25 protein-coding genes and 1 tRNA gene are annotated in these 26247 nt (G+C 63.5%); 15 read left to right on the forward strand and 11 right to left on the reverse strand.

The window, feature by feature from the left end:
- The first annotated feature begins 118 nt into the window (after positions 1–118).
- Positions 119–877 carry a phosphocholine cytidylyltransferase family protein gene (locus ACZ1JM_RS12955; RefSeq protein WP_465132803.1) on the forward strand — a complete coding sequence of 253 codons (759 nt, stop codon included), beginning with the start codon at positions 119–121 and terminating at the stop codon, positions 875–877.
- A gap of 10 nt (positions 878–887) precedes the next feature.
- Here ACZ1JM_RS12955 and ACZ1JM_RS12960 read toward each other — a convergent pair whose 3' ends face one another.
- Positions 888–1316, reverse strand: coding sequence for an HIT family protein (locus ACZ1JM_RS12960; protein WP_465132804.1), 429 nt, complete (start codon positions 1314–1316; stop codon positions 888–890).
- 4 nt (positions 1317–1320) lie between these two features.
- Positions 1321–2454: a CDP-alcohol phosphatidyltransferase family protein gene (locus ACZ1JM_RS12965; protein WP_465132805.1), complete on the reverse strand. Its 1134-nt coding sequence runs from the start codon at positions 2452–2454 to the stop codon at positions 1321–1323.
- A 151-nt stretch (positions 2455–2605) separates the two neighbouring features.
- Here ACZ1JM_RS12965 and ACZ1JM_RS12970 point away from each other — a divergent pair, with 151 nt between their 5' ends.
- The 3 genes from ACZ1JM_RS12970 to ACZ1JM_RS12980 all read left to right on the forward strand — a co-directional run bounded on the left by ACZ1JM_RS12970 (position 2606) and on the right by ACZ1JM_RS12980 (position 5379).
- Positions 2606–3649 carry a diacylglycerol kinase family protein gene (locus ACZ1JM_RS12970; protein ID WP_465132806.1) on the forward strand — a complete coding sequence of 348 codons (1044 nt, stop codon included), beginning with the start codon at positions 2606–2608 and terminating at the stop codon, positions 3647–3649.
- Positions 3650–3712: 63 nt separating this feature from the next.
- The gene (locus ACZ1JM_RS12975) at positions 3713–4630 is read left to right on the forward strand and encodes a hypothetical protein (RefSeq protein WP_465132807.1); all 918 of its coding nucleotides are present in this window, start codon (positions 3713–3715) and stop codon (positions 4628–4630) included.
- Positions 4627–5379 carry an NTP transferase domain-containing protein gene (locus tag ACZ1JM_RS12980; protein WP_465132808.1) on the forward strand — a complete coding sequence of 251 codons (753 nt, stop codon included), beginning with the start codon at positions 4627–4629 and terminating at the stop codon, positions 5377–5379. The genes ACZ1JM_RS12975 and ACZ1JM_RS12980 overlap by 4 nt, the downstream gene beginning before the upstream one ends.
- 6 nt (positions 5380–5385) lie before the next feature.
- Here ACZ1JM_RS12980 and ACZ1JM_RS12985 read toward each other — a convergent pair whose 3' ends face one another.
- The gene (locus ACZ1JM_RS12985) at positions 5386–5925 is read right to left on the reverse strand and encodes a DUF2141 domain-containing protein (RefSeq protein ID WP_465132809.1); all 540 of its coding nucleotides are present in this window, start codon (positions 5923–5925) and stop codon (positions 5386–5388) included.
- A 288-nt stretch (positions 5926–6213) separates the two neighbouring features.
- Between ACZ1JM_RS12985 and rpe the strand changes: the two genes are divergently transcribed.
- From rpe to dxs, 7 genes are all read left to right on the forward strand, one after another.
- Positions 6214–6876, forward strand: a complete 663-nt coding sequence (gene rpe, locus ACZ1JM_RS12990) for a ribulose-phosphate 3-epimerase (RefSeq protein ID WP_465132810.1) — start codon at positions 6214–6216, stop codon at positions 6874–6876.
- 1 nt (position 6877) lies between these two features.
- Entirely contained in the window at positions 6878–8803 is a 1926-nt protein-coding gene (locus tag ACZ1JM_RS12995) for a heparinase II/III family protein (RefSeq protein WP_465132811.1), read from the forward strand.
- A 449-nt stretch (positions 8804–9252) separates the two neighbouring features.
- Positions 9253–10845 (forward strand): bifunctional phosphoribosylaminoimidazolecarboxamide formyltransferase/IMP cyclohydrolase, encoded by a 1593-nt coding sequence (gene purH / locus ACZ1JM_RS13000; RefSeq protein ID WP_465132812.1) that lies wholly within the window; start codon positions 9253–9255, stop codon positions 10843–10845.
- Between the two features lie 41 nt (positions 10846–10886).
- Positions 10887–11486, forward strand: a complete 600-nt coding sequence (locus tag ACZ1JM_RS13005; protein ID WP_465132813.1) for a hypothetical protein — start codon at positions 10887–10889, stop codon at positions 11484–11486.
- A 172-nt stretch (positions 11487–11658) separates the two neighbouring features.
- The gene (locus ACZ1JM_RS13010; protein WP_465132814.1) at positions 11659–11808 is read left to right on the forward strand and encodes a hypothetical protein; all 150 of its coding nucleotides are present in this window, start codon (positions 11659–11661) and stop codon (positions 11806–11808) included.
- A 71-nt stretch (positions 11809–11879) separates the two neighbouring features.
- Positions 11880–12341 carry a Fur family transcriptional regulator gene (locus ACZ1JM_RS13015; RefSeq protein ID WP_465135065.1) on the forward strand — a complete coding sequence of 154 codons (462 nt, stop codon included), beginning with the start codon at positions 11880–11882 and terminating at the stop codon, positions 12339–12341.
- Positions 12342–12475: 134 nt separating this feature from the next.
- Positions 12476–14398, forward strand: a complete 1923-nt coding sequence (gene dxs, locus ACZ1JM_RS13020; RefSeq protein WP_465132815.1) for a 1-deoxy-D-xylulose-5-phosphate synthase — start codon at positions 12476–12478, stop codon at positions 14396–14398.
- 556 nt (positions 14399–14954) lie between these two features.
- On the opposite strand, the gene ACZ1JM_RS13025 is transcribed toward dxs, so the two are convergent.
- Entirely contained in the window at positions 14955–16607 is a 1653-nt protein-coding gene (locus ACZ1JM_RS13025; protein WP_465132816.1) for a peptide MFS transporter, read from the reverse strand.
- A gap of 282 nt (positions 16608–16889) precedes the next feature.
- Between ACZ1JM_RS13025 and ACZ1JM_RS13030 the strand changes: the two genes are divergently transcribed.
- The 3 genes from ACZ1JM_RS13030 to ACZ1JM_RS13040 all read left to right on the forward strand — a co-directional run bounded on the left by ACZ1JM_RS13030 (position 16890) and on the right by ACZ1JM_RS13040 (position 18179).
- Positions 16890–17171, forward strand: coding sequence for an integration host factor subunit beta (locus ACZ1JM_RS13030; protein WP_465132817.1), 282 nt, complete (start codon positions 16890–16892; stop codon positions 17169–17171).
- Positions 17172–17303: 132 nt separating this feature from the next.
- Positions 17304–17387: transfer RNA gene (locus ACZ1JM_RS13035), tRNA-Leu, on the forward strand.
- A gap of 183 nt (positions 17388–17570) precedes the next feature.
- Positions 17571–18179 carry a PilZ domain-containing protein gene (locus tag ACZ1JM_RS13040; RefSeq protein WP_465132818.1) on the forward strand — a complete coding sequence of 203 codons (609 nt, stop codon included), beginning with the start codon at positions 17571–17573 and terminating at the stop codon, positions 18177–18179.
- A 7-nt stretch (positions 18180–18186) separates the two neighbouring features.
- On the opposite strand, the gene msrB is transcribed toward ACZ1JM_RS13040, so the two are convergent.
- From msrB to ACZ1JM_RS13055, 3 genes are all read right to left on the reverse strand, one after another.
- A complete protein-coding gene (gene msrB, locus ACZ1JM_RS13045) occupies positions 18187–18678 on the reverse strand; it encodes a peptide-methionine (R)-S-oxide reductase MsrB (RefSeq protein ID WP_465132819.1) in 492 nt (163 codons plus the stop codon).
- A 73-nt stretch (positions 18679–18751) separates the two neighbouring features.
- A complete protein-coding gene (locus ACZ1JM_RS13050; protein WP_465132820.1) occupies positions 18752–20008 on the reverse strand; it encodes an ABC transporter permease in 1257 nt (418 codons plus the stop codon).
- Positions 20008–20913, reverse strand: coding sequence for an ABC transporter ATP-binding protein (locus ACZ1JM_RS13055; RefSeq protein WP_465135066.1), 906 nt, complete (start codon positions 20911–20913; stop codon positions 20008–20010). The genes ACZ1JM_RS13050 and ACZ1JM_RS13055 overlap by 1 nt, the downstream gene beginning before the upstream one ends.
- Before the next feature lie 181 nt (positions 20914–21094).
- Here ACZ1JM_RS13055 and queG point away from each other — a divergent pair, with 181 nt between their 5' ends.
- Complete coding sequence (queG, locus tag ACZ1JM_RS13060) at positions 21095–22159, forward strand: tRNA epoxyqueuosine(34) reductase QueG (protein ID WP_465135067.1); 1065 nt, start codon at positions 21095–21097, stop codon at positions 22157–22159.
- On the opposite strand, the gene ACZ1JM_RS13065 is transcribed toward queG, so the two are convergent.
- From ACZ1JM_RS13065 to ACZ1JM_RS13080, 4 genes are all read right to left on the reverse strand, one after another.
- Entirely contained in the window at positions 22160–23389 is a 1230-nt protein-coding gene (locus ACZ1JM_RS13065) for an NAD(P)/FAD-dependent oxidoreductase (RefSeq protein WP_465132821.1), read from the reverse strand.
- A 77-nt stretch (positions 23390–23466) separates the two neighbouring features.
- The gene (locus tag ACZ1JM_RS13070) at positions 23467–24465 is read right to left on the reverse strand and encodes an LLM class flavin-dependent oxidoreductase (RefSeq protein WP_465132822.1); all 999 of its coding nucleotides are present in this window, start codon (positions 24463–24465) and stop codon (positions 23467–23469) included.
- Entirely contained in the window at positions 24462–25352 is an 891-nt protein-coding gene (locus ACZ1JM_RS13075) for a tetratricopeptide repeat protein (protein ID WP_465132823.1), read from the reverse strand. Before ACZ1JM_RS13075 ends, ACZ1JM_RS13070 begins: the two co-directional genes overlap by 4 nt.
- A 3-nt stretch (positions 25353–25355) precedes the next feature.
- Positions 25356–26120: an alpha/beta fold hydrolase gene (locus tag ACZ1JM_RS13080; protein WP_465132824.1), complete on the reverse strand. Its 765-nt coding sequence runs from the start codon at positions 26118–26120 to the stop codon at positions 25356–25358.
- Between the last annotated feature and the right edge of the window lie 127 nt (positions 26121–26247).

The raw sequence follows: 26247 nt of genomic DNA on the forward strand, positions 1-26247 counted from the left end.
ATCGCTTCGGCAAGGATCGTCGATCGGTCAGAGTGATCCAGCGCACCGACGCTTTCCCTTTCGCACGCCTTTCGCTAGACGCCGCCGCTTCTCCCCAGCGGCTCCGGCAGAGTAACCCATGATCGAACACGCCATCCTCCTCAGCGCCGGCCAAGGCTCTCGCCTGCTGCCCCTCACCGCGGAGCGCCCGAAATGCCTGATCGATTTTTCCGGCCGATCGCTGATCGAATGGCAGATAGAGATGCTCGCACGCGGCGGAGTGAAGCGGATCGACGTGGTGACCGGCTTCATGACCGACATGCTGGAAGACCACCTGAACGCCATCCGCGATCCACGCGTGGAGATCACCATCCGTTTCAATCCGTTTTTCAAGGTGGCTGATAACCTTGGCTCCTGCTGGATCGCGCGCGAGGCTATGAAGGGGGATTTCCTCATCCTCAACGGCGATACGCTGGTTTCTGAAGAGATCGTGCGGCAAGTGCAGCAGGGTGCGGTCGGACCGGACGGCAAACCCTGGCCGATCACCGTAACCGTTGACGCGAAGCCGGACGGTTATGACAGCGATGACATGAAGGTGGAGCGGCAGAGCGGCGGGCGCCTTGTCCACATCGGCAAGACGCTCACTGCCGCGCAGTCCAACGCGGAGTCGATCGGCTTCCTCGCCTTCCGCGGTGAAGGGGCGGACCTGTTTCGCGAGGCCGTACGGCAGGCAATGCGCACGCCGGAAGGCGTACAACACTGGTACCTCAAGGTCATTGATTCCATCGCCCCTACCGGCAAAGTCGGAACCGTGTCGATCGAAGGGATGGACTGGGCCGAAGTCGACTTCCTGAACGACATCGAGGTCGCCACAAGGCTTACCGACACCTGGGCCTAAGCCGCGCTCCTCAGGCGAAGTGGTCCTTCAGCCAGGCTGTCAGTGAATCCAGAGCGGCAGGCTGCAGCGTAACCGCCTGAGCAAGATCCGGCGCCTTGGGCCAGCCTGCGTCAGCAAACCGGTGACCTTGCCAGTCACGATCGCCTTCGTAGCGTGGGATCACATGGAAATGGACATGCGGGTCCACCATCATCAGCATCAGGTAATTCAGTTTGGCATAGTCAACGGCAGCAGCCAGCGCGCCTTCGATGGCGGTGGATACGGTCTTCAACTCGGCGTGCGCCTCGCCTTCGAGATCACCGAAGGCGGCTGCGTCGCTTTTCGCTGCAAGAACCAGCGAGCCGAGAGTGGGTTGCGCGGGCCGGGTCAATACGACCCAATGTTTGAATTCGGCCACCGTCGTTGCCGGCCAGCCGAATTTTTCCATGGTCGCGTTCACTTGCTCAACCCTCCGATAGCCATGAGGTGATCGTACCGCCTCGCGCCCGAACCAGCCAAGCCTGCACCAGCCGAATGGCATGGATCACACAAGATAGTGCGGTCCACCAGGCAACCGCGATCAGGCCGATGTCGGGGCGAGCGAAAACCATGCTGACGAACAGGATCACCATGTTGGGATTGCGCCGCGCGGTGAACAGGCGAAACCAGCTGTCGAAACGGCGCCATACGTGAATGTGCATTCCGTTCTGGGCGATGAACGCGCCCTCGATCAACCTCTGCACCAGATAGCCGCCCTGTATTGCGGCCTGCACCCACCAGAAAGTGGCCGTGTCATACGCAAGCCCCCAAGTGGCGAGGCCGGTCGCCCAGAACCACCACCAGAACGGCGGATGCACCAGATCCATGCCATGATCGAAAACGTTACCCCATGCAGACGAGGTGATGGTGCACCGAGCCAGCTTTCCGTCCACGGTATCGAGCACCATGAACACAAGGCCGGCTGCCATGCCCGCCCAGTAATGTCCGTAGGCGAACAGGATCGTGGCCACCACGCAAAACACGGCACCTACCGAGGTGACCATATTGGGGGTGATCCCGAACCGGGCGCAGATGCGGGTTAGAACCAACGCCCACTCGGGCCACAGATACTTGGTCAGGACATCGGTGACGCCCTTATAGGCACCGAAATAGCTAGCGCGCTCGATCGTGGGGACGGTTTCGGATGTGAGCGCGATCAGAAACGGTGTTTCACGCTTGCGTAGCTGCTTGTGCTCGATCGTCGGCCCATCCTCGAACGCGATGACGTCCAGCCCCGCAGCATCCTGCAATGCCATGCCGCTGGCCATCGCGTGAGCGATTCGGGCCACCTGGTTACCGTCTGCAGCATTTGCCAGGGCCGGAACGCCCCCAATCGTCAGCACCGTTCCCGGACGGCCAGTGATGTTCGCAAACCACGCGGGGTCCCAGGCATTCGCCGTGTTGGAAAGAATCGCCGGCCCGTCCGGTGCGCGATCGACCACGGTATGGCCGGCGGCGCGGGCGATCCGCTCAACGCGCTGCCGCATCGTCAACCCCCACAGCTTCACGGGGTTGTCGCCCATCGTCAGGACGGGGGTGGCCTTGGCTTCGTGCGTCATGCCGCCCGCCCGTAAAGACTGCGACGCATAGAGGCAATCATGCGGATGTTTTGGTTGCCGACGGGCAACAGCCGACATCGAACTGTAACCTCTATGTGTCACCGCATGTTTTGGGGTGATTTCTGGCGCAGGCGGCATTACATAGCTGTCCGTGCACGGAAGCATTTACGAATTTGAAACGCTGCCGACCTTCGGCAAGCATGGCCCGCTTCAGGGTCACACGGTGGTGCAACCTGCCCGTCGTGGCCGTGCCGTTCCCCTCGTCGGGATCGTGCGCAATCCCCGCAGCCATCGCAACAAGGGATCGAACCCCGAACTTGCGGATTGCTCCAACATCCTGACGCAGACGCCTGGTACGCGGGAGGAATTGCATTACACGTTGGCGGAGTTCGCACGTCGCGGGATCGACTATCTGGTGGTCGATGGCGGCGATGGCACCGTGCGCGACGTGCTGTCTTGCGGCGCCGATATTTTTGGGAATGACTGGCCCACCCTGATGGTTCTGCCCAAGGGCAAGACCAACGCGCTGGCGGTCGATCTCGGCTTGCCGAATCACTGGTCGCTCGCAGAGGCGATGGCCGCCGGGCATCGCGGCAAGACGATCGCCCGTCGCCCCTTACGGATGACGCCTGCGCAAGGCGAAGGCCGCTGCGTCCAGGGCTTCGTGCTTGGCACCGGCATTTTTTCGCTCGCTACCGAGGCGGGGCAGGAAGCGCACCGTCGCGGCGCGTTCAACAGTTTTGCCGTTGGCCTCTCCATCTTGGCGGCCATCATCGGTGCCCTGTTCGGTCGTGCCGGTAATGTCTGGCGCGCGTGTGTCCCCACCCGCATCGTCGATCGCAACAGCGGGCGCCATTTGCCCTATGATGGCCGCGGCGATCCGGACACCCGGTTCATGACGTTCGCTACCACGTTTGAGCGTTTCCCGTTGGGCGCCTGTCCATTCGGCAAGAATCCTTCACCGGGCCTGAAGCTGGCGGTCATCGATTCGCCAGTGCGCTGGATCGTGGCGTTGCTGCCGGCGATCATGTTTGGTCTTCAGGGCAAGTTCCTGACGCGCAACGGTGCCAAGCGCTTTGCCGCCAGCGACATCGAACTCGACATCGGCGGCACCTTCATCCTCGATGGGGAAGCCTTCCCCGCAGGCAGCTATGTGCTGGACGAAGGCCCGCAGATCAACTTCGTCGTACCCTGATCCCCACCTCCGTTTACGGCTGCAGGCTTGAAATTGCCGCAGTCGTAGTCGATGCAGCCGGGCATGAGCGAATTGCCCCTGGATAATCGGATCGCGTCCGCCCTCTCCCGGTCGGTCGAACCCGAAGTGCGCGCGTTCGCGCAGCGTCTGGCAGAAAACTCAGGCGCGCTGGGCGTGCTCTTCTACGGCTCGAACCTGAGGACCCACTCGCTGGAGGGTGTGCTCGATTTCTACGTGCTGCTGCCCGGCCATCAGATCGAAAGGATCTGGCCGCGCGTCAGCTATCATGAATGGGATCACGAAGGGACACCGCTGCGCGCCAAAGTGGCGACCATGGCACTTGAAACCTTCCGGTCTGCTGCCGCCGGGGAAAAGATCGACACCACGATCTGGGCGCGCTTCGTCCAGCCCAGCGCCCTTGCATGGTGCCGTGACGACGACGCAGAGCGGCAGATCGTCGCCGCCATCGCCCTCGCCGCACGAACTGCCGCTCGCCTCGCCGTTTCGCTCGGGCCGGATGCAGGCACCCCGCAGGATTACTGGCGTGCCTTGTTTCGCGCCACCTACGCCGCTGAATTTCGCGTGGAGAAAGCGGGCCGTGAGGATTCGATTCTCGCCGCCAATCAGGCGCATTTCGATGGCTTGCTCGCGCAGGCGCTTGAAGCGGAAGGCATCGCTTTCGCGCGAGAGGCCGATGGCCGCCTTCGCCCCCAGCTTTCGCCCGCCTTCCGCGCACGGACGCTCAGGTGGTGGAAGCGTCGCCAGCGGCTCGGCAAGCCCTACAATGTCCTGCGTCTGCTCAAGGCATCGACCACGTTCGAAGGCGCGGCCCGCTACGCTGCCTGGAAGATCGAGCGGCATACCGGTGTCGCCGTAGCGATGACCCCATGGCGCGAACGGCACCCGGTGCTGGCCGCGCCGGGTGTGCTGCTGCAGGTCTGGCGCGGTCGCAAGGCGCTGGCTCGGCAGGCCAGCACATGACGCCCGCCGCGCTCATCCTCGCCGGCTCCCGCCCGGGCGCTATCGATCCCGTCGCCGCCGCTGAGGGGGTGGCGCACAAGTCGCTGGTCGAACTGGCCGGGCGGCCGATGCTGTCGCTCGTCGTCACCGCCCTGCGAGCTGCCGGGATCGAGCGGATCGCGGTTTCCGCCAACGACAAGCAAGTGCGCGATCTGGCGCTGCGGCTGGGGTGCGAGGTGCTCGCCACCGGCCCCGGCCCCAGCGCCAGCGTGGCGATCGGCCTTGATGCACTTGGCGCTCCGCTTCTGGTCACCACGAGCGATCATGCGCTGCTGAAGCCAGAATGGGTGCGCGATTTTGTTGAGGATACGCCGCCGGAAAGCGACGTCGCCATCCTGCTGGCGCGCCGTCAGGAGATCGAGGCGGCAGTGCCGGGCAGCAAGCGTACGTACTTGCGCTTTGCCGACGGCCACTGGTCCGGCTGCAATTTGTTTCTGCTGGCGACCGACAACGCCGGACGGGCGATCGACACCTGGAAAATGGTGGAGGCGGATCGCAAACGTCCGTGGCGGATCGCCGCCCGGCTCGGGCTGGGGATGCTGGCGGGCTATGCCTTCGGACGCCTTACCCTCGCCGATGCGATCGCGCGGCTCGGCCGCCGAATTGGCGTAAGCGCCGCACTTGTTCCCGCGCGCGACGGCCTTGCAGCGGTGGACGTCGACAAACCTTCAGACCTGGCGGACGCTCGCGCGATCATCGCCGCGCGCTGACTGCCCTTACATCATGTACTTCATCTGCACCCGGATCGACTTCACGCCGCTGCCGACTGGCACGCCGACTTTGGTGTAGCTTGGCTTGCCCAGGTTGAAGATGCTGATAGCCGGGTTGTTCGACATCGCTCCACCATCGGTGCGTATGTCCGTGCCGCCATTGCCATTCACGTCATGACGCACGGCAATGCCATACGTGCCCGATGCCGGGAGGGGGACGCAGAACGTCATCGATCCGGCCTTTGCCGGCTCTTCGATGCGCGACAGCCACCGACCCTTGGCGAGCCAGTCTTCTGACGTGGCGCGATAGGATTGCACGCGCACCTTACCGGAGGACGACTTCACGCCATCGATCGTGACCAGAATGGCCGGTCCGCGATCGGCGGTGCAACGGCGCACATCGTTGCGGATCTCATTGCGATACTCCGCACGCGGCTCTGCATGGAGGGCCGCAGGCACGGCCACGCATGTCAGGGCAGCTCCGGTCAGAATAGCAAAGGTGCGATGGGACATGGCGATAAGCCCCCTGCGATTGGTTTTAGTCATTCAGCTTCCATGTAGCGTTCGTGATCGCCCCATGCATGTGACAATGGCATCAGCCACGCCCGAAGCAGAGGGACGATCCTGTTCATTCCGATTTGCCTGATCGGCTGTTAATGACGACTGAACTTGTCGTTTGGCCTCTTGCAAGCCTCATCTTGCCGATAATCGCAATCTTTCGGTTAATTGTTGCGATTGACCCAATATCGCGTGTGGAAAACGGTGTATCCCGCGCTTGTGGCCCCAAGATATGGTGGCGTATCCGTCGCGGCGAGGAGCGCTCGTTACTTAACCATGACCATTCCCCTTATTTCCCCCTCGATCCTGTCGGCGGACTTCGCCCGTCTGGGCGAGGAAGTGCGCGCGATCGATGAAGCGGGTGCAGACTGGATCCATGTCGATGTGATGGACGGCCATTTCGTGCCCAACATCACCATCGGTCCCGCCGTGGTAAAGGCCCTGCGCCCCCATTCGGCCAAGACCTTCGACGTCCACCTGATGATCTCGCCGATCGACAGCTACCTGGAAGCGTTTGCGGATGCCGGGGCGGACATCATCACCGTCCATCCCGAAGCTGGGCCACATATTCACCGCACGGTGCAAACGATCCGCAATCTGGGCAAGAAGGCCGGCATCTCGCTGAACCCTGCGACGCCTGCCAAGATGCTCGACTATCTGATCGACGACATCGACCTCGTCCTGATCATGAGCGTGAACCCCGGTTTCGGCGGGCAGAGCTTCATTTCCAGCCAGCTTCGCAAGATCGAGGCGGTGCGCAAGATGATCGAGAAGTCGGGCCGCGACATCCGGCTGGAGGTGGACGGCGGCGTCGATGCCAAGACCGCGCCGATGTGCGTTTCCGCCGGAGCCGATGTGCTGGTTGCCGGATCGGCTACCTTCCGCGGCGGTCCTTCGCAGTACGCCGCCAACATCAAGACCCTCAAGGGTCTGGAATAGAGTGAACCTTGGCACTCCCCTGCGCCCCGCGACGCGGAACCCGGACCCTTCCCGGGACATTCCCCTGTCGCCGGCGGTGGAGGAGCATGCCGTGAACAACGATCCCGACGCTGCGGAAGATAGCGTGGCCGATGCCGTGCCGCCGATCCGCCATGCTCCCCTGCCCCAGGCAGAAGTAATCGAGCCGGGGCACATCGAACCGGGCCGTGCTCTGGCTTTGGTGGACTTTTCTCCGCCCACCGCCAGCGTTTCGGAAAAGCTGATCCGCATGGCCTACCGCTTCGGCGTGCCGGGGTCGATGCTGTCCGCGCCCATGGGGAAGAAAGCGCGCACTCGCCTATTGGCGACGGTGAACAACACCCTCCCCGGCAATCGCGCGGCGGGCACGGCGATCAGAGCAGGCCATTTTCTGGTGCATGGCGCCAAGACCCCGGTCGCTCAGGTCGATTACGCCGGGGCGCAGCGAGTCACACCGCCGCTGGAAAAGGTCGTACACTCGTTTTCGTGGCTCACCGATCTGGAAGCATGCGCCGCGCGTGAACAGGGTGCACCGGTAGCCGAGCGTATCCTCACCTCATGGCTGCAGGCGAACCCCAAGCCCCCGGCCAAGCCTGGCAAGGGACCGGCTTGGAGCGTCGGCAATACCGGCGCGCGGCTGGCGAACTGGTTGGCCCATGCACCGCTGATCCTGTCGGGCGACAAGGCCCTGCGCGTCCGCACTCTCACCCACATCGCCGCAACCGCGCGCTGGCTTGATCGTCATGTGGGCCATGCCGAGGACGGGCTGGCTGAACTGGCCGGATGGTGCGGCATCGTCGCAGCCGGGCTGCTTCTCCCCGATGGCCGCCCGCGCCGCTTGTTCGGTGAAGCGGGCCTGATCAAGGCGCTTGGCGAACTGATGGGCGACGATGGCGGCGTATTGTCGCGCAGCCCGCTCGCCCAGATGGAGGCGATCGCGCTGCTGGTGCGGCTGCGCAACTGCTATAACGCGACGCGTCGGGATGCTCCACCGTCGATGGAACGCGTGGTGGAATTGCTGGTGCCGCCGCTGCTGGCCCTGACCCACGGCGATGGCGGCCTCGGCTCCTGGCAAGGTGGATGGGCCGTCAGTGCGGAGGATGTCGAGGCTCTGGTCAAGGCCAGCGGCGTGCGCACCCGCCCCTTACGCGACGTGCGGCAGTGGGGATACCAACGGGTGGTGGCGCACAAGTCTATCCTGCAGTTCGACACTGCCCCGCCGCCAATGCCCGCCCATGCCCGGTTTGGCTGTGCGTCCACGCTGGCGTTCGAGCTTTCCCACGGTCCACATCGCCTGATCGTCAACTGCGGCGGCGCGGCAAGCGGCGGCGGGCTGGTTCCGGTCCGGCTGGAGCAAGGCCTCCGCGCAACGGCGGCGCACTCCACGCTGGCGCTGGACGATGCCAATTCCACGGCGATCCTGATCGGCGGAATGATTGGATCGGGCGTCACCGAAGTGGCGATCGACCGCAAGACTCTGCCGCAGGAAAACGGGTCCACGGCCACCCGTCTGGACGGCAGCCATAACGGCTATGCCGCCCGCTATGGCCTGACGCATCAGCGCATTCTCCTGCTGCGCGACGATGGCAGTGAGTTGCGCGGCGAAGACCTGCTGCTGCCCTCGGGCCGCAAGGGCAAGCGCGGCAAAGTCGGCTTCGCGATCCGCTTCCACCTTGGTCCTGACGTCGATGTCAGCGTGACCGACGATGGCCAGGGCGCGGCGCTGTCGCTACCGGACGGATCGTACTGGCAGTTCCGCTCCGGCGCCAAGGACGCCGACGTATCGCTCGAGGATTCGTTATGGGTCGATGGTCAGGGCCGCCCGCAGGCGACGCAGCAGCTGGTGATCCAGGGCCTCGTCTCGCGCGGGGGCGGCACTTTCGGCTGGCTGCTGAAGAAGATGAACTGACCGTATGCGGCAGACCATCCGGTTGATTATCGCTTACATCGATGTTATCTAAGGTGCGTCAAGTTCATCTTTGATCACTTCCAAGAGGCGCGCTATGCCAGTAGCGCGCCTCTTACCGTTTGGGTGACAGGTGCCAGCCCATCCCCCGCCCGTGATCACTTGGGCCGCGTCATTTCCACGATCTTGAGAACAAGCGTCGTGAAAGCGAAGCACGCCATGATGATCATGAGTGTCAATTCCATCTTTATATCAATCACCTCCTAGTCGCAGCGTAATTTCGGACTTTGTCCGAACTGCTCCGCGCGCTTAACTAACGGCGGCGACCGCGTCACCCCTTTTGCCTCCAACCTCGACGGTTGGACCGTCACTGCCCTTGCCCCCATGCGCCCGCCGTCCTAAGGGCGCGCGCAACAATCCCGCCATCCGCCATACGTCAAGGAAGCCGCCCGATGACCGATACCGTCCAGATCCGCCGCGCCCTGCTTTCGGTTTCAGACAAGACCGGTCTGGCGGAACTGGGCAAAGTGCTGAGCGATCGCGGCGTCGAACTGGTATCGACCGGCGGCACCGCCAAGGCGCTGCGCGAGGCGGGGCTGACGGTGAAAGACATTTCCGAGATCACCGGCTTTCCCGAGATGATGGACGGCCGCGTGAAGACCCTGCACCCGATCGTGCACGGCGGCCTACTGGCGGTGCGAGACAATGCCGAACATGCCGCCGCGATGGCCGAGCACGCGATCGGCGCCATCGATCTTGTCGTCGTCAATCTCTATCCGTTCGAAGCGACGGTGGCGAAAGGCGCGGACCGGGACGAGGTGATTGAAAACATCGACATCGGCGGCCCGTCGATGGTGCGCTCGGCCGCCAAGAACCACGCCTACGTCACCATCGTCACCAATCCGGCGGACTATGAAGGGCTGCTGGTCGAACTGGAAGCGACCGATGGCTGCACCACGCTGGGCTTCCGCAAACTGATGGCCGCGCGCGCCTTCGCCCAGACCGCCGCATACGATTCGATGATCGCGCAGTGGTTCGCCCAAATCGATCAAGGGCTTGAGTTCCCCGAGATGCTCAGCGTCAACGGACGCATTGCCACCCAGCTTCGCTATGGAGAGAACCCGCACCAGAAGGCGGCGCTCTACACCCCGGTCGGACCGTTCATCAAGGGGTTGGCCCAGGCCGAACAGATCCAGGGCAAGGAACTGTCCTACAACAACTACAACGATGCCGATGCCGCCTTCGAATTGGCGGCTGAATTCAAAGGCCAGAAGCCGGCGGTCGTTATCGTCAAGCACGCCAACCCTTGCGGCGTCGCGCAAGCAGATTCGTTGCTCGAAGCATGGCAGGGCGCGCTGGCATGTGACGACGTCTCTGCCTTCGGCGGGATCGTCGCCGTCAATACGCTGCTGGATGGTCCCACGGCGGAAGCGATCTGCCAGATCTTCACCGAAGTCGTGGTCGCGCCCGATGCGGACGACGATGCACGCGCCTTCTTCGCCAAGAAGAAGAACCTGCGTCTGCTGCTGACCGGCGAACTGCCCGATCCGCGCCGTTCGGGTCTGACGGTGAAGCCAATCACCGGTGGTCTGCTGGTGCAGGGCCGTGACGCAGGTGCCATCGGTTTTGACGATCTAAAGGTCGTGACCAAGCGCGCGCCGACCGATCGTGAACTGGCCGACTGCCTGTTTGCCTGGACCGTGGCACGCCACGTCAAGTCCAATGCCATCGTCTACGCCAAGGACGGGGTGACCGCCGGGATCGGCGCCGGGCAGATGAACCGCCGCGATTCCTCGCGCATCGCCGCGATGAAGGCGGCCGAAGCTGCCGGGAAGTTCGGCTGGGATGCGGCACGCACGGTCGGGTCTGCGGTTGCGTCGGACGCGTTCTTCCCGTTTGCCGATGGCCTGCTTGCCGCTGCAGAGGCCGGGGCCACCGCCGTGATCCAACCCGGCGGCTCGATCCGCGACGATGAAGTGATCGCCGCTGCTGACGAGGCGGGCTTGGCCATGGTCTTCACCGGGATGCGCCACTTCAAGCACTGACCGGTCCTGCGCCGGCGCCAGGAAAGGAAGGATCGACGACCATGTGGGTGATCTGGTTCGGCCCGATGGTCGTCGTTGCATTTCTGGCCGGACTGACCATCGCGGCGGTGCTCTTGCGCCTTGGCAAGCTGCGTTCCCCGCGAAGGGCGTTGGCAGCGGCCGCGCTGCCTTTCGCGTTTGCCGCGCTGCCGGTGCTGATCCTGTCGCTCGTCTCGCTGGGCGCATCGGCGTTTTCGCCCGATGACAGGGCGCTCTATACCGAATTGTTCGGCCCCGGTCCGACGCCAGCGCCGAGCAAGATTCTCGCCGAAGGCTATGGGAAAGGCGCATCGCGCGAAATCCTGCTCAGCTGGAATGCCAGCGCGACGGAGCGTGATCGCCTGTTGCACCTGCCCGGCCTCACCCGCGCCACCACGACACCGGAGGATTTCGCGGTGCGCGGGATTCGTCGCGGCCTCGATGCATGGTGGATGCGGCCATCGGTACCTGGAGCGATCAAGCGAGCACCGGGCGTCGACTGCCTGTCGCCCACCATCTATCAGGCCGACCGCTTCAACGGCTGGCGGGATGTGCGCATCGCCGTTTGCGCAATGGATCGCGGAGATCGCCCTCCGGTCTTTGTTGCAGCTTATGGTCATTGACGGATTTGGTTGCCGCCACTGACCGCCTGCGACGAACCGTTCATCGCAAAGGCGAGTAGTGGTGTCTTCTGTTCACTAGACGGCAAGACTGTTTTCGCCATTTGGGCCTGACGCATTTTCCTCGACAGGCGAAAGGGTCTGTCACTCGCAGAGATTGACGAAGGCAATTGTTATGGGACTGTTCAAAGCCGACTTTTACCGTTTCTTCGCGCTGGGCTTTGCCGGCGGAGCGGCAGTAGTGCTGGGCGTGATGGGTCTCGGCACGATGGAGCCGCTTTCGAACACTATCGTGCCGCCTGCTCAGGCCGCCACCAGCGAATGAACTTATAGCCAATCTGGCGCGCGCTGCCGCGCCAGATTGCGCAGCAGGGCGCAAAGCCCCATATGGGCACCATGTCCGCCCATCACGATCACCACGAACATTCCGGCGCGAATCTCGTCAACGAAGCCCGCACGGCACTGGTCGATGCGGGCGAACAGTGGACCGAGATGCGCGCCGATGTCTTTTCGGCCCTCGCTGAAAGAGACCGCCCGGCGTCCGCATACGATCTGGCGGAATCGGTATCGAGCCTGCGCGGAAAGCGCGTTGCACCCAACAGCGTCTATCGCATCCTCGATTTGTTCGTTCGCACAAACTTGGCGCGGCGGGTGGAGAGCGCCAATGCTTATGTCGCCAACAGCCACCCCGGCTGCCAGCACGATTGCATCTTCCTCATCTGCGACAGCTGCGGTCAGGCCGTTCACATCGATGACGACAAGCTGACCGGCGCGCTCGTCACTGCAGCGCGAAGCGCCGGATTTGCAGACGTTCGCCCCGTCGTGGAACTGCGCGGCACCTGCGCCGGTTGCAGCTAGACCAGCTACCTGCATGGTCGGCAGGGACGTCGTCCAGGTTGCATGAAATTCTTGTGCAGCCTTGCAGCGGCGGCCCGATTGGCTATTCGGCGCGTTAATCGACATCAAAGTCACAAGCGTGTAAGGCCCGATCAATGAATGCCACCCCGGCCACGCCCCTGCTCGATACGGTTCCCACCCCTGAGGCCCTGCGCACGCTCAAGCCCGCACAATTGCGCCAGCTTGCAGACGAACTGCGCAGCGAGATGATTTCCGCCGTCGGCCAGACCGGCGGCCATCTCGGTTCCGGCCTGGGCGTAGTCGAACTGACCGTCGCCATCCATTACGTGTTCAACACGCCGGACGATCGCCTTATCTGGGACGTGGGTCACCAGGCCTATCCCCACAAGATCCTGACGGGCCGCCGCGATCGTATCCGCACCTTGCGCCAGGGCGGTGGTCTGTCAGGCTTCACCAAGCGGTCGGAAAGCGAATACGATCCGTTCGGTACGGCGCACAGCTCCACCTCTATTTCGGCGGCCCTGGGCTTTGCCATCGCCAACAAAATCAAGGGCACCCCGGGGCGCGGGATCGCCGTGATCGGTGACGGCGCGATGAGCGCGGGCATGGCCTATGAGGCGATGAACAATGCGCGCGAAGCGGGCAACCGCCTCGTCGTGATCCTCAATGACAATGATATGTCGATCGCGCCGCCGGTAGGCGGCCTGTCGGCCTATCTGGCGCGACTGGTGTCCTCGGGCAAGTTTCTGGGCCTGCGCGAACTGGCGCGCAAGTTCGCCCGCCGCCTGCCCCGCCCCTTGCATGTCGCCGCCAAGAAAACAGACGAATTCGCGCGCGGCATGGCGATGGGCGGCACTTTGTTCGAAGAGCTTGGCTTCTACTATGTCGGCCCGCTGGACGGGCACGATCTGGAAGCGCTGGTGCCGGTTCTGGAAAACGTGCGCGATGCGGCGGAAGGGCCGATCCTGATCCATGTCGTGACGCAAAAGGGCAAGGGTTACGTCCCGGCCGAAGAAGCAGCCGACAAGTATCATGGAGTACAGAAGTTCAACGTCGTGACGGGCGAACAAGCCAAGGCTCCGGCCGGCCCGCCCAGCTACACCGGAGTCTTCGCCAAGGCGCTGACAGCGGAAGCCACTCGCGATCCCACGATCTGCGCGATCACGGCGGCGATGCCATCGGGCACCGGGCTGGACAAGTTCGCCGCCCAGTTCCCGAATCGCAGCTTCGATGTCGGCATTGCCGAGCAGCATGCGGTTACGTTCGCAGCAGGACTGGCCGCGCAGGGGATGCGGCCGTTCTGCGCGATCTATTCCACCTTCCTGCAGCGCGCGTTCGACCAGGTGGTCCATGACGTGGCGATCCAGAACCTGCCGGTGCGCTTCGCGATCGACCGCGCCGGGCTGGTCGGCGCGGATGGCGCGACGCATGCCGGATCGTTCGATGTTACCTATTTGGCGACACTGCCCAATCTGGTGGTGATGGCTGCGGCGGATGAGGCGGAACTGGTCCACATGGTCCACACGGCCGCGCTGCACGATTCGGGCCCGATCGCCTTTCGCTATCCGCGCGGCAACGGCGAAGGCGTGGCGCTTCCCGAGGTTCCGCAGGCGCTTGAAATCGGCAAGGGCCGCGTCGTCCGCGAAGGCAGCAAAGTGGCGCTGCTCTCGCTCGGTACTCGCTTGGGTGAGGCCCTCAAAGCCGCCGACCAGTTGGAAGCCAAGGGCCTGTCCACCACGGTGGCCGACTTGCGGTTTGTCAAACCGCTCGACACCGACCTGATCCGGCGCCTGATGCTGAGCCACGAAGTGATCGTCACGGTGGAGGAAGGATCGATCGGCGGTCTTGGCGCTCACGTCCTGACGATGGCGAGCGATGAAGGGCTGACCGATGCGGGCCTCAAGATTCGTACCATGCGCCTGCCCGATGTCTTCCAGGACCACGATAAGCCCGAAGCGCAGTATGACGAAGCGGGGCTCAATGCCCCGCAGATCATCGACACGGTGCTGAAGGCCCTGCGGCACAACAGCGCGGGCGTGGATCAAGCGCGAGCTTGACTTTAATAACCAAATAGGTTATATGCCGCACCATCTGCCGGGTCTGCCGTACACAGGCTCCGGTGGTGTTTCGGGTCGGCGTCGTGGGCCGGGGTTGCGTCTCGTCAGTCGTGATCACGCCATCCATGCGCCCTTATTGCCCGGATCGATCCATCGTGGCCTTCGGCACTCCTGTTCCCGCTAAGGAGCAGGTACTCCGATCCGTCCCCTCAGCCTGCACCCGTTGCGAGCACGAAGCGGCAGGCGAAGCGATCGGTCCTTAAAATACCCAGCCGAGCCGGGCTGTCTTTGCCCCTACCCGGCCATTCGCACGAGAAGGCAAACATCCAGCGCGCCCCAGCATGGGCGCCCACAACGCCGGCCCGATGTTGCCCCCAATGTCGCCTTTGCGTTTTCAGATGGCGTTAGCTCCGCACTCGCCAGCGGAGGATGACGCGTGCCTGCGGGCGCTTTTTTGGCGTTGTGGAGGGACTGTCGTTATTCGACCCGTTACCCTGAACTGAGTTAGGGTGGCGATAGCGAGGGGGCATACCCCCCTGCACACCCCCGCCCCCCGTCAGTCCCGCTTGGCCGGGTGCATGCCCGCTTCCTGCGCTTCCAGTCCCAGCCCGGCTTCCCCGGCAAGGTCATGGTCGCTCATGCGGTCGCCCAGGGTGCCAAGGTGCATCCAGCGCTTCACCAGTGGCGACAGGGCGAGAACCACCACGGCAACGCCCACGGTGACCCAACCGATCTTGGAGTAGATCTCCAGCGTCAGGTCCTTGCTCATCACGCCGCCCTCGCCGCCGGTCGCCTCGCCGATCTTGCCCGCCACGAAGTTGCCGACCGCCGTCATGTAGAACCACGCGCCCATGATGAAGCTGCCGAGGTGGACCGGCGATAGGCGCGTCATTGCCGACAGGCCCACGGGCGACAGGCAAAGCTCGCCGGTCGTGTGAAGGGCGTAGATCAGGAACACGAAAAGGACCGACGTCATCGCGGTGGGATCACCGCTTTTCGCACCCCAGACGAAGACCAGGAAGCCCAGGCCGACCTGAACCAGCGCCAGACCGAACTTGGCCGGTGCCGACGGCTCGATGCCTCTCTTGCCCAGATACTGCCACAGGGCTGCGAACAGCGGACCGAACAGGACGATGTAGATCGGGTTGATTGACTGGAAGAGGCTGGTCGGTACGCCGCCACGGTCCACGAACTTGTCGGTGTAGAGGCTCAGCGATCCGCCGGCCTGTTCGAACAGGCCCCAGAAGATCGGGTTAAGGGCGATCAGGAACAGGATGGCGAACATCCGCTCGCGCGGTTCCTTCGGCAGCTTGAAGGCCTCCTTGAGGGTGTAGGCCAGCATCAGCACGCCCGATACGATGAGCAGGTTCTGGATCACCGACACGTATTGGATCAGGAACCAGATTACCGCCACCGCTGCCGCGCCCGTGGCGTACAGCATGATCTCGCGGTTCTTCGCCAGCACCTTGGGTGGCTCGCCCCGACCCTGAAGAGCGGGACGTCCGACGACGAAGATGATGAGGCCGAGCACCATGCCGATGCCCGCCAGCCCGAAGCCCCACGACCAGCCGATGGTTTCACCCAGATAGCCGACCAGGATCGTGCCCAGCGCGGCGCCTGTGTTCACGCCCATGTAGAAGATCGTGTACGCCGCATCGCGCCGCGTATCGGTCATCTTGTAGAGCTGGCCGACGATGACCGAGATGTTCGCTTTCAGAAAGCCCGAACCCACGATGATCAGCGACAGCGCCAGCCAGAACACGTTGATCGCCGGGTCTGCTTGCTTCACTGCCGGGTCGGCAACGCCCTGCAAGCCTTCGTAAGCCATGAACAGATGTCCCAGCGCCAGGACGATGCCACCGAACAGCACCGCCTTGCGCTGCCCCAGCCAGCGGTCGGCCAAGTACCCCCCGAGCACCGGGGTGATGTACACCAGGCTGGTGTAAGCGCCGTAGATCAGGTTCGACGGTCCGTCCGAGAACAACCAGAACTTGGTGAGGTACAGGATCAGCAGCGCCCGCATGCCGTAGTAGGAAAAACGCTCCCACATCTCGGCGTAGAAGAGGACGAAAAGGCCGCGGGGATGACCGACGAATTCCTCGCTCTTACGCGTGGCGATGACTCCGCCGATCGCCAGCACCGCGAACAGGAAAATCGCCCCGATCGCAGCGATCCAATCCCCTTCATTCCAAAGCGCCATGTCCTTCATGCCGTTCCTGCCCTTGCTTATTTGCTTTTTGGACCCGCATCCGAAGGCAGCATTCGCTGGCTTCGGTGCAAAAAGAGGAGGTTAGCGCACATTTTGGCGCTGTAAATGGGCGGATGCCCGCGCTTTTTTGCTGAGCCTCTTGCCGGAATGTCCAATTTAACACAGGTAAACCCGCCCATTGCGCAGAGTCGCGCTTGGTGGCATTTTCAAGCCGGACGGGGACGGTGCCGCGCAACTTTATTTGCCGATGCGGCTCGGCGTTTTTTTCGGGGGAATTTTGGGATGATCAGGTCCGAATTGCTGCAGGCACTGGCCAAGGACAATCCCGAATTGCGCGCTGAGGATGTGGAGCGCGTGGTCGACACCTTTTTCGACGAGATCGGACAGCGTCTGGCCGATGGCGGCCGGGTTGAACTGCGAGGGTTTGGCGCATTCTCCACCCGTCATCGCGACGGTCGCAAAGGCCGCAACCCTCGGACCGGCGAAAGCGTGGAAGTTCCAGAAAAGCGTGTTCCCTACTTCAAGCCGGGCAAGGAAATGCGAGTCCGCCTGAACGTGGAATGAGTTTTGCAGGCTCACCAGAACAACAAGAACCGCTTCGGCACCAATTTCTGCTATCGACGATGATACTGCCATCCCGGATTGCACCGACGAAAACGGGACGCTAGGGAACGCAAATCCTAGGCAGTTGCTCGTGCGGGCGTGGCGGAATGGTAGACGCTGCGGACTTAAAATCCGTTTGGGATTCCAGTGCGGGTTCGAGTCCCGCCGCCCGCACCAAACTATTGGCATCATGCAGTACTTGCGCCGATCTCGCTTCAGTTTATCCTGAGAAGTCAGCTGTGTTTAGGTTCAGGTAACTTGCGCCGGGTTATCTCATTCAGCACACGCCTGCCGCGCGATGACTGTAATAGTATTGCGCCGCCATATGTTCAGGGGCGTATCGAAGGGGCAGCTTGCGTCATGATTCTAACGGACCGCCAGTCCGCCCAGAGTGTACAATCTGTAGAAGACCTGCGCGCGACCCCGCGTTTCGCCCTGCTGCTACGCGCCGCCAAGTTGGTGGGCCCAAACGGTGAATACTTGTGCATCGTGCGTGACATCTCGGAAACGGGAGTACGTCTGCGCCTGTTCCATTCACTGGCTGGATTGCGCCACCTCGCTCTCGAAAGTGCCACGGGCGAATGCTTCGGCGTCGATCTCGTGTGGGAACGCGATGGCGAGGCTGGTTTCCGGTTCATCCAGCCGATCGACGTACATCGCTTTATCGCCGAAGTCGGACCTTATCCCAAGCGTCCGATCCGGGTGACGGTGGACAATCCCGTTCGCATCACCGTCTCCGGTACGATCACGCCGGCTCGTCTGTGCAATCTGTCACGGCAGGGCGCCCGGATAGAAACCGACGTCCATCTGGCGATCGGGCAGCAGTTACGAATCGACGGAGATGAACTGCCAACGTTCGAGGCCACGATCTGCTGGCGCGACCAGCCTGCATACGGAATGGTCTTCCGCCAGGTTATGAGCCTGGACGAACTTGCGCAGCGTGTGTTTCGCATGCAGCCGCAGCTGTAGGCTGCCGCTACGCCGCGCGGAACTCCATGGCATCGCCGTTCATGCAGTACCGCTTGCCCGTAGGCGGCGGGCCGTCGTCAAAGACGTGGCCCAGATGCCCTCCGCAGCGACCGCAGTGAACTTCCGTCCGCGTCATGCCAAGGGTCGAATCGCGCGAAGTGCCTACGCCTCCGGGCAGCGGTCTAAAAAAACTGGGCCAGCCCGTACCGCTTTCAAATTTGGTGCGTGAGGAAAAGAGCGGATTGCCATCGGCAGCGCACACGAAGGTGCCCGCTCGGTGCTCCTTGTTCAAGGGAGAGGTGTAGGCACGCTCCGTCCCTTCCTGTCGCAGGATGCGGTATTGCGCCGGGGTCAGTCGGCGACGCCACTCTGCATCCGAGAAGCTGACCGGATACACCTTTGCCTTTGCATGGCCGCTTCCGCAGGCAGAGAGGACAGGAAGCGCAGCGCCCGCGCCAAGCCAGGCGAGCAGCATGCGGCGAGTGGTGGGTAAGGACATGACGCAAGGCTCCTATGCGATAGACTGATGTGGCTATGGCGCGCCGTTATTCAATCACTGGACTGCGTTTGACTTAACCTTCACCGCGCTTGCGCAACGGGTTCCAATTCCGTCCCGATCCGCCCTGCCCGCCTGACTTCATCACCCGCTTGCGGAACAGGCCAGAGCCCATCCGAACGAGGATGACGACCCACAGGCCCTGCCATACCAGAGCCAACATATGGACGATGATCGAGGGATTCTGTGCAGCCCGCGCCAGCATCGCAAACGGCGAACTGAAGGGAAAGATCGCTGCCGTAATTTCAATTGCGCTGCCCGGCTGGGTCATGGCGAACGTCGCGAAGAAGAACAGGACCAGCTGCATCATCGTCACCGGCATGGACAGTGTCTGCACCTCGCGCACCGTGCTTGCCAGCGAGCCGACCGACAGGAACACCGATCCGAGCAGCAGATAGGCCATCGCGAAATAGAGAATGCCAAGCCCGATCAGCATGGGCCAGCCCACAGCGGGACTGGGCAGCGTCGGGATCTCCGATCCGGCGGCAAGATAGATCGCACCGCCCACCGCCCCCCATGCCGAGATACCGACGAGCGACACGCCGAGCATCGCGAAAAGCTTGCCGAAGAATACCGCCTCCATCGGGATCGCGGCGGCCAGCACTTCGATGATCTTGTTGCCCTTTTCCTCGACCAGATTGGACAGCACCATGCCCGCCAGCATCATCGTTAGCAGGAACAGCAGCGTCTGCGCGGCCTGAGCAGTACGCAGCTGGCTCTTGTGATCCTTCACTTGGCTGGTGGCGGTCGCCTCCACCCGGACGTTGGGCCAGTCGGACAGCTGCCCATCGCGCGCGTGGGCCGCGATCATGGCGATGTCGCCTTTCCAAGCAGCAGTCTGGTCACGCGGCCCGGTAAGCACCGGTGCTGCGGTTGTGCCGGACAGTACCGCCGCGACATTGCCCCCCGCCTGCGCCATGATCCGCGCTGGATCGACCGCTTCGCCCGCTTCCAGTCGGCGAATGACGACCAGGTTGGGCAGGCCCTGCCCGAGCCGTTCGGCCAGGTCCTTACGCGTCCGGATCATCGCCTCGGCATCGGGCGCGGTCATGACGATGCCCACTTCCGGTCGGTCCACCGATTGCTCCACCCGGTTCCCCACGCTGCCCGCCAATGCACCGACGACGATGGGAAACAGCGGCCCCAGCAAGAAAAAGAAAAAGGAGCGCGAAAACAGGATCGCTGTGAAATCTCGCCGCGCCACTACCCAGGCAGCCGCCAGCGTCGACAATCGCCCGCGATGCGGAGCCTGATACGATGCGTCAGGATTCATCAGCGCGGCTCCTCCGGCTTTTCTTCATTGAGCGCACGAGCGGCGGCCTCCCCCGCGATGGCGACGAAGGCATCGTGCAGCCCGGCCCGCTCGATCGAGAGGGAAAGGATCCCTGCCTCGCCCTCGATCAGGGCGCGCAACAAAGGTTCTATGCCGGAAGGCGGCAGGGCAAACAGCCAGAACTGCCCTTCACGCCGGGCGTCAACCGGGAGCGCTGCCCGCCATGCCCCCTCCGTTGCCCGGGTTTCTAGGCGCACCTGCGGCGCGATCCGATCGCGTGCGACATCGACCGGCCCCGCGAACGGCACTTTGCCGCCAGCAATGATCGCCACTTCGTCACACAAGCGCTCGGCATGGGCGATGACATGGGTGGAGAAGATGACGGTGGTGCCATCGTCGGCCAACCCGCGCATCATCGTCTCCAGCTTGCCTTGGTTGAGCGCATCGAGGCCGGAAAACGGCTCGTCGAAGATCACCAGCTTCGGACGGTGGACCAGCGTGCCGAGGATCTGCACCTGTTGCGCCATGCCTTTGGACAGCTTGCGGATCTGCCGGTCAGCGGCATAGCCAAGCCCATGCCGCTCCAGCATTTCATGGGCTCGGCGCCGACCTTCATTAAGCGGCAGGCCGCGCAACGCGCCCAGAAACGCGATCGCTTCGGTCGCCTTCATGGCAGGGTAAAGCCCGCGCTCCTCCGGCAGATAGCCGATCGAATGGGCCACGGCATGGGGACGGTCCGCACCCAGAATCCGGCGGTATCCGGCATCGGGCTCGATGATCCCCAAAAGCATCCGCAAGGTAGTGGTCTTCCCCGCACCGTTGGGGCCGAGGATGCCGTAGATCGACCCGACGGGCACGGACAGGTCGACACCATCGACGGCCGTGAAATCGTCGAATCGCTTCATCAGACCGCGCGCTTCGATCGCCAGTGGGCGGGCCGCGTCGGGGGGTGAGGATGAATGCGATGGATTGCCGGTCAACCTGGGATCTCCTACTTGCGCATTCATGACGGTCCCCGGCTCTAGCACGAGCGCCCTTGATGGCGCAGACCTGGTTAAGGGCGAGCTAAGCGAATTTGTGGAGCAGATGGAGCGTGAGGCGCGCGCGCTTGGGTTCTGCGCGTTCGGGATCGCGTCGGCGCAGACGGACGATGCGCGGGCGGCCCGGCTTGAGGCATGGCTGGCGGCGGGCATGCACGGGACGATGGGCTGGATGGAAGAGCGCGCCCATCATCGCCGTAGCCCTCAAGGGTTGTGGCCGGAAACGGGCAGCGTAATTGCATTGGGCATGAGCTACGCCCCCGCCGCCGACCCGCTGCGATTAGAAGCGCATGCCGAGATCGGGCGCATTTCCACTTATGCGCAGGGTGCGGACTATCACGATGTCGTGAAAAAGGCCCTGAAGCATCTCGCGCGCTGGATCGTGAACGAAGGAGACAAGCGCGGATTGGGCGCGGCGCAGGGCGGCGTCGGCGTCAAAGTCTTCACCGACACTGCACCGGTCATGGAAAAGCCCCTTGCTGCGGCAGCCGGGCTTGGCTGGCAGGGGAAACATACGAACGTCGTCAGCCGCGATCATGGCAGCTGGCTGTTCCTGGGCGAAATCTACACTACGTTGCCACTGGCCCCGTCGACTCCGGGCCGCGATCGCTGCGGATCGTGCCGGGCCTGTCAGGACGCCTGCCCGACCGGCGCATTCCCCGCGCCCTATCGCCTGGATGCCCGGCGCTGCGTCAGCTATCTTACCATCGAGCACAAGGGGCCAGTGCCGGAGGATTTGCGATCGGGGCTGGGAAACCGGATCTACGGGTGCGACGATTGCCTTGCGGTGTGCCCTTGGAACAAGTTCGCCCAGCAGGCGCACACCATGCAGGCATTCCTGCCGCGGGCCGAACTCACCGCGCCCAATCTGGCCGACCTAATGACGCTGGACGATGCGGCGTTTCGGACACTCTTTTCAGGCAGCCCGGTCAAGCGGATCGGTCGCAACCGTTTCGTCCGCAATTGCCTCTATGCGGCAGGCAACAGCAGCCAGCCGGAACTGCTTTCGCAGGTCGAGCCGCTGTGCGACGATGCCGATCCGGTCGTTGCCGACGCCGCCCGCTGGGCGCGCGATCGGCTGGAACAGGATCGCCGCACGGTCAGCGGCTGATCAGGGCACCAGTTCCTTCAACGGAGTGGCCGGATCAGCGAGCGCGTCCTGATCGGGGCTGGCGCCCGCTTCCACCAGCTTGCGCCCCTGCACGTAGTCCTTGACCATGTTTACGCAATCGAGCGCAACGACACGGCCTTCCTTGAGGTAGACGACCGAGAAGCTGCGATCATCGGGATTGCCGCGTACGATCGTCTTGTCGAACCCGACATTGATGCCGGCGGTCTGCAGCTTCAGGTCATACTGGTTGGACCAGAACCACGGGAAGGCCTTGTACGGCTTCTCATCGCCGCAGATCGCCTTTGCAACGCAGGTCGCCATGTCGTTGGCGTTCTGCACGGATTCCACCCGCATGACCGTGCCGCCCGCATAGTCGCAGGCGAACGCGGCACAGTCACCGATCGCATAGACATCAGGCAGTGACGTACGGCAGAATTCGTCGACATCCACGCCATTGGCGCCCGAAGCCCCCGCCATGATCAGTGGGCCTACCGCCGGAACGATGCCGATGCCCACGATCACCGCTTCGGCCGGGATCACTTCGCCATCGGCCAACTTGACGCCGGTAACCCGGTGGCCGTCGCCTTCCAGGCAATCCACCGCGACGCCGGTCCGCAGATCGACGCCGTGGCCACGATGCTGGTCCTGGTAGAAGGCGGAAAGCTCTTCACCGGCAACGCGCGCCAATACGCGGGGCAGCGCTTCCAGCAGGGTGACGTTGAGCTTGAGCTTGGAGAGGACCGCTGCGGCTTCCATTCCGATGTAGCCGCCACCGATGACAACGATATTCCTGGTCCCGGCGTCGACTTCCGCCATCAGGGTATCGCAATCCTCGCGTGTGCGCACTGCGTGAACCCCGGCCAGGTCCGCACCGCCGCAGGAAAGCCGGCGCGGATCGCCGCCTGTTGCCCAAACCAGCTTGCCGTACTCCAGGCTCGATCCGTTGGAGAGGGTCAGTTCCTTTGTCTTGGCGTCAACTTTGGTCACTTCGGTGCTGAGGCGGAAGGTCACTTCCTTTTCCGCCCAGAACGTCGGTGGCCGGATGTAAAGCCGGTCGAACGTCTTCTCCCGCGCGAAGTATTCCTTGGAGAGGGGCGGGCGTTCGTACGGATACTCCGCTTCTCGTCCGATGACGGTGATGGTTCCGGTGAACCCGTTCTGGCGAAGGGCGAGCGCGCACTGCGCTCCGCCATGTCCCGCTCCCACGATGACGACGTCTGATTTTTCCATGGCGGGGAATTCCAGCAATTTTATCGTCGGGTCAATGCCTGTCGCGATACGATATTGCGATCATCGCCTATCGCACCTCACGCCATCACAGCGGTGCGGCCCAGTGATTCCATCGTCAATTCCAGCGAACGAAGCTGCGCCGCAGGGTCGTAGGTGGCGATGCTGACGATCAACTCGTCGGCCTGGGTGCGGGCGACGAACTCCTCGATCCCCGCCCGAACCGTCTGCGGGCTGCCGATGGCGCTTACCGAGCGGACCTGCTCCAGCATCGCCCGCGCGGCAGCGGGAATGCTGTCGCGATACCCTCGAACGGGCGGCAGCAAGCGACCCGGATTGCCCGTGCGCAAGGCGACGAAGCTCTGGTCGGTAGAAGATGAAAGGTACATCGCCTCTTCATCGGTATCGGCCGCCACCACGTTGATCGCAGCCATGAAGTGAGGGCGATCCAGCGTCTCGGAAGGTTGGAAGCGCTCGCGGTAGACGCGGGCGGCCTCTTCCAGCGCGGCGGGCGCGAAGTGGGAAGCAAAGGCGTAAGGCATGCCCAGCATCGCCGCCAGCTGCGCTCCGAACAGGCTGGAGCCAAGGATCCACATCTGCACATCGGCGCCCGCTGCCTGAGGCGATGCCACACCGCCTGCAGCCTGCCCGGCAAAGCGTGCCTGCAATTCCACCACGTCGTTCGGAAACCGCTCCGCCGCCGCGTGGATATCCTTGCGCAGCGCCTGCGCCAGCCTGCCGTCGGCACCCGGCGCACGGCCCAGTCCCAGATCGACGCGGCCCGGAAACAGGGCCGCCAGCGTGCCGAACTGCTCGGCGATCACATAAGGGGTGTGGTTGGGCAGCATGATCCCGCCCGATCCGATGCGGATCTTAGAGGTCGCATTGCCGAGATGAGCCAGCACCACCGATGTGGCGCCGCCCGCGATCCCGTCCATGCCGTGATGTTCCGCCACCCAATATCGCTTGTACCCCGCGCGTTCAGCTGCCTGTGCGGTGGCAACGGAAATGTCGAGGGCTTGGGCGACAGTGCCACCTTCACGGACCGATACGAGGTCGAGGACGGAGATAGGGATCATGGCGTAGCCTTGGTTTTTGCCTGCTCGGGGCCGAGCTGGGCGAGGTATTTCCTGGCGGTGGCGGCGGCATCGCTGTCTGGTCCGGCCGCCAAGACGGAATTCCAGCTGCGACGAGCGGCTGTTTCGTTGCCGGACAGCATGGCGATGACGCCCGCCTCCAGCCCGATTTCGGGATCTTGCGGGGAGAGCGTGGCCGCCTTTTCGATCTGGGTCTGGGCCAGCGTCAGGTCGTTCTGTCGACGGGCGAGCGTGGCGGACAGCAGCCAGGCCTGCGCGTTGTCCGGCTGAGCGGCCCGCGCTTCGGCCAATGCGGCGGCTGCCTCACCCGGCTGCTTTACGGACACCAGCGCCCGTGCGCGGTCCAGCGCGATCGACGCGGTAAGGTCCGCATCGCCAACGATCTTCGCCTCGGTAGCAGCCGGACCCAGCAGCGCAAGTGCCTCGCCCGCCTGACCGTTCGCCAGCGCCGCATTGCCCGCCATCGCTCCCAACCGCGCGCGGCTGGCGTGATCGGCTGCGTCGGCCGCGTCGCGTGCGTTGGTGAATGCGCTGCGCGCCTCGTCCCAGCGATCGAGTGTGCTCAACGCCACTCCAAGGCACAGGCCCGCGCGCACCCGTTCACGGCCGATGGCGTCGTTCAACGCACTGCGCGCCAGCTCGGCGGATTTCTCAGCGTTTGCTTCCACGGCGCTCATGCAGCCACCGGATGCCTGTGAGGAAGGCAGCGCCACGTTCTGCGCCTCGCGAGCGCGCTTCGCCGCTTCGTCCTGCTTCTTTTCGATAATCTCCAGCGGCAGCGAGGAGGCATAGGGATTACGCATGCTCGGCAGGGCAGAGGCCGGGCCGACCTGGGCGAGCAGCGGGAGGAGGATGGTCAGCAGGGGCATGGATCAGGACTCCGATGAATCCACCGCGCGGGGCAGCACCAGTTCGGCAACCGTGCGCAGCAGCAGGCGGATGTCGGAATCGCGTGACAGGCGGTGATCGCCATCCTTGATCAGCGTGACCTGCACGTCGGCTGAACGCAGATGCTCGGCCAATTGCAAGGATATGTCGAACGGCACATCGGCATCGCGTTGGCCGTGGATCAGCCTCACCGGCGCATCGATAGCGATTTCCCGCTCCAGCAGCAGGTTCGCCTGCCCATCGGCCCAGAATCCGGGATGGGTCGGCGTCGGTTCGGGGCCGTAGGAATTGTCTTCGAAGATGGTTTCGCCATCGGCCAGAAGCGCCTTGTCCATTTGCGCGATGCCCCAGTCGGTGAAGTCGGGCGCCGCCGCGATGCCGACCAGACCGGCCAGCCGCTCCTTCAGCGCCAGCCCCGCCAGCAACATCACCCAGCCACCCATCGACGATCCGACCAGCACGATCTTCTCATCGTTTTCAAGCGCGGCGATCAGGGAAAGGACTTCGCCCGTCCAGCGCGACAGCGTGCCTTCGCCGAAGTATCCGGGGCTTTCGCCGCACCCCGAGTAGTCGAACAGGAGGCACGGCAGGCCGCTTGCCTGCGCCATTTCGAACAGCGCGGTGGCCTTGGACCCCGCCATGTCGGACATGTAGCCCGGCAGGAACACGATGACCGGTCCGGTCCCGGGAGTGAAGCGATAGGCGAGGGACCGTCCGTCCGGCAGATCGAGAAAACGCGTCGATGTCATCCCCCGTTAGTGGGAACGCATCGCGCCAAGGGCAAGCGCGATCCAACAAAGACTCCCTTTGCGACGGTAAAGGCAAAGCCATCATTCGACTGGACGACGATTGCATAATGCGATCTTAAGCCTGCGC

The organism is Novosphingobium sp. BL-S-24 (assembly GCF_055521575.1).

Coding starts and splice junctions, on each gene's coding strand:
- rpe (WP_465132810.1), top strand. CDS start 6,214: ATGACCATTCCCCTTATTTCCCCCTCGATCCTGTCGGCGGACTTCGCC.
- ACZ1JM_RS13065 (WP_465132821.1), bottom strand. CDS start 23,389: ATGGAAAAATCAGACGTCGTCATCGTGGGAGCGGGACATGGCGGAGCG.
- ACZ1JM_RS13075 (WP_465132823.1), bottom strand. CDS start 25,352: ATGCCCCTGCTGACCATCCTCCTCCCGCTGCTCGCCCAGGTCGGCCCG.
- ACZ1JM_RS12985 (WP_465132809.1), bottom strand. CDS start 5,925: ATGACTAAAACCAATCGCAGGGGGCTTATCGCCATGTCCCATCGCACC.
- queG (WP_465135067.1), top strand. CDS start 21,095: ATGGAGCGTGAGGCGCGCGCGCTTGGGTTCTGCGCGTTCGGGATCGCG.
- ACZ1JM_RS13015 (WP_465135065.1), top strand. CDS start 11,880: ATGTCCGCCCATCACGATCACCACGAACATTCCGGCGCGAATCTCGTC.
- dxs (WP_465132815.1), top strand. CDS start 12,476: ATGAATGCCACCCCGGCCACGCCCCTGCTCGATACGGTTCCCACCCCT.
- ACZ1JM_RS12980 (WP_465132808.1), top strand. CDS start 4,627: ATGACGCCCGCCGCGCTCATCCTCGCCGGCTCCCGCCCGGGCGCTATC.
- ACZ1JM_RS12965 (WP_465132805.1), bottom strand. CDS start 2,454: ATGACGCACGAAGCCAAGGCCACCCCCGTCCTGACGATGGGCGACAAC.
- purH (WP_465132812.1), top strand. CDS start 9,253: ATGACCGATACCGTCCAGATCCGCCGCGCCCTGCTTTCGGTTTCAGAC.
- ACZ1JM_RS12975 (WP_465132807.1), top strand. CDS start 3,713: ATGAGCGAATTGCCCCTGGATAATCGGATCGCGTCCGCCCTCTCCCGG.
- ACZ1JM_RS13030 (WP_465132817.1), top strand. CDS start 16,890: ATGATCAGGTCCGAATTGCTGCAGGCACTGGCCAAGGACAATCCCGAA.
- ACZ1JM_RS13010 (WP_465132814.1), top strand. CDS start 11,659: ATGGGACTGTTCAAAGCCGACTTTTACCGTTTCTTCGCGCTGGGCTTT.
- ACZ1JM_RS12955 (WP_465132803.1), top strand. CDS start 119: ATGATCGAACACGCCATCCTCCTCAGCGCCGGCCAAGGCTCTCGCCTG.
- ACZ1JM_RS13005 (WP_465132813.1), top strand. CDS start 10,887: ATGTGGGTGATCTGGTTCGGCCCGATGGTCGTCGTTGCATTTCTGGCC.
- msrB (WP_465132819.1), bottom strand. CDS start 18,678: ATGTCCTTACCCACCACTCGCCGCATGCTGCTCGCCTGGCTTGGCGCG.
- ACZ1JM_RS13055 (WP_465135066.1), bottom strand. CDS start 20,913: ATGAAGCGATTCGACGATTTCACGGCCGTCGATGGTGTCGACCTGTCC.
- ACZ1JM_RS13080 (WP_465132824.1), bottom strand. CDS start 26,120: ATGACATCGACGCGTTTTCTCGATCTGCCGGACGGACGGTCCCTCGCC.
- ACZ1JM_RS13070 (WP_465132822.1), bottom strand. CDS start 24,465: ATGATCCCTATCTCCGTCCTCGACCTCGTATCGGTCCGTGAAGGTGGC.
- ACZ1JM_RS13040 (WP_465132818.1), top strand. CDS start 17,571: ATGATTCTAACGGACCGCCAGTCCGCCCAGAGTGTACAATCTGTAGAA.
- ACZ1JM_RS13025 (WP_465132816.1), bottom strand. CDS start 16,607: ATGAAGGACATGGCGCTTTGGAATGAAGGGGATTGGATCGCTGCGATC.
- ACZ1JM_RS13050 (WP_465132820.1), bottom strand. CDS start 20,008: ATGAATCCTGACGCATCGTATCAGGCTCCGCATCGCGGGCGATTGTCG.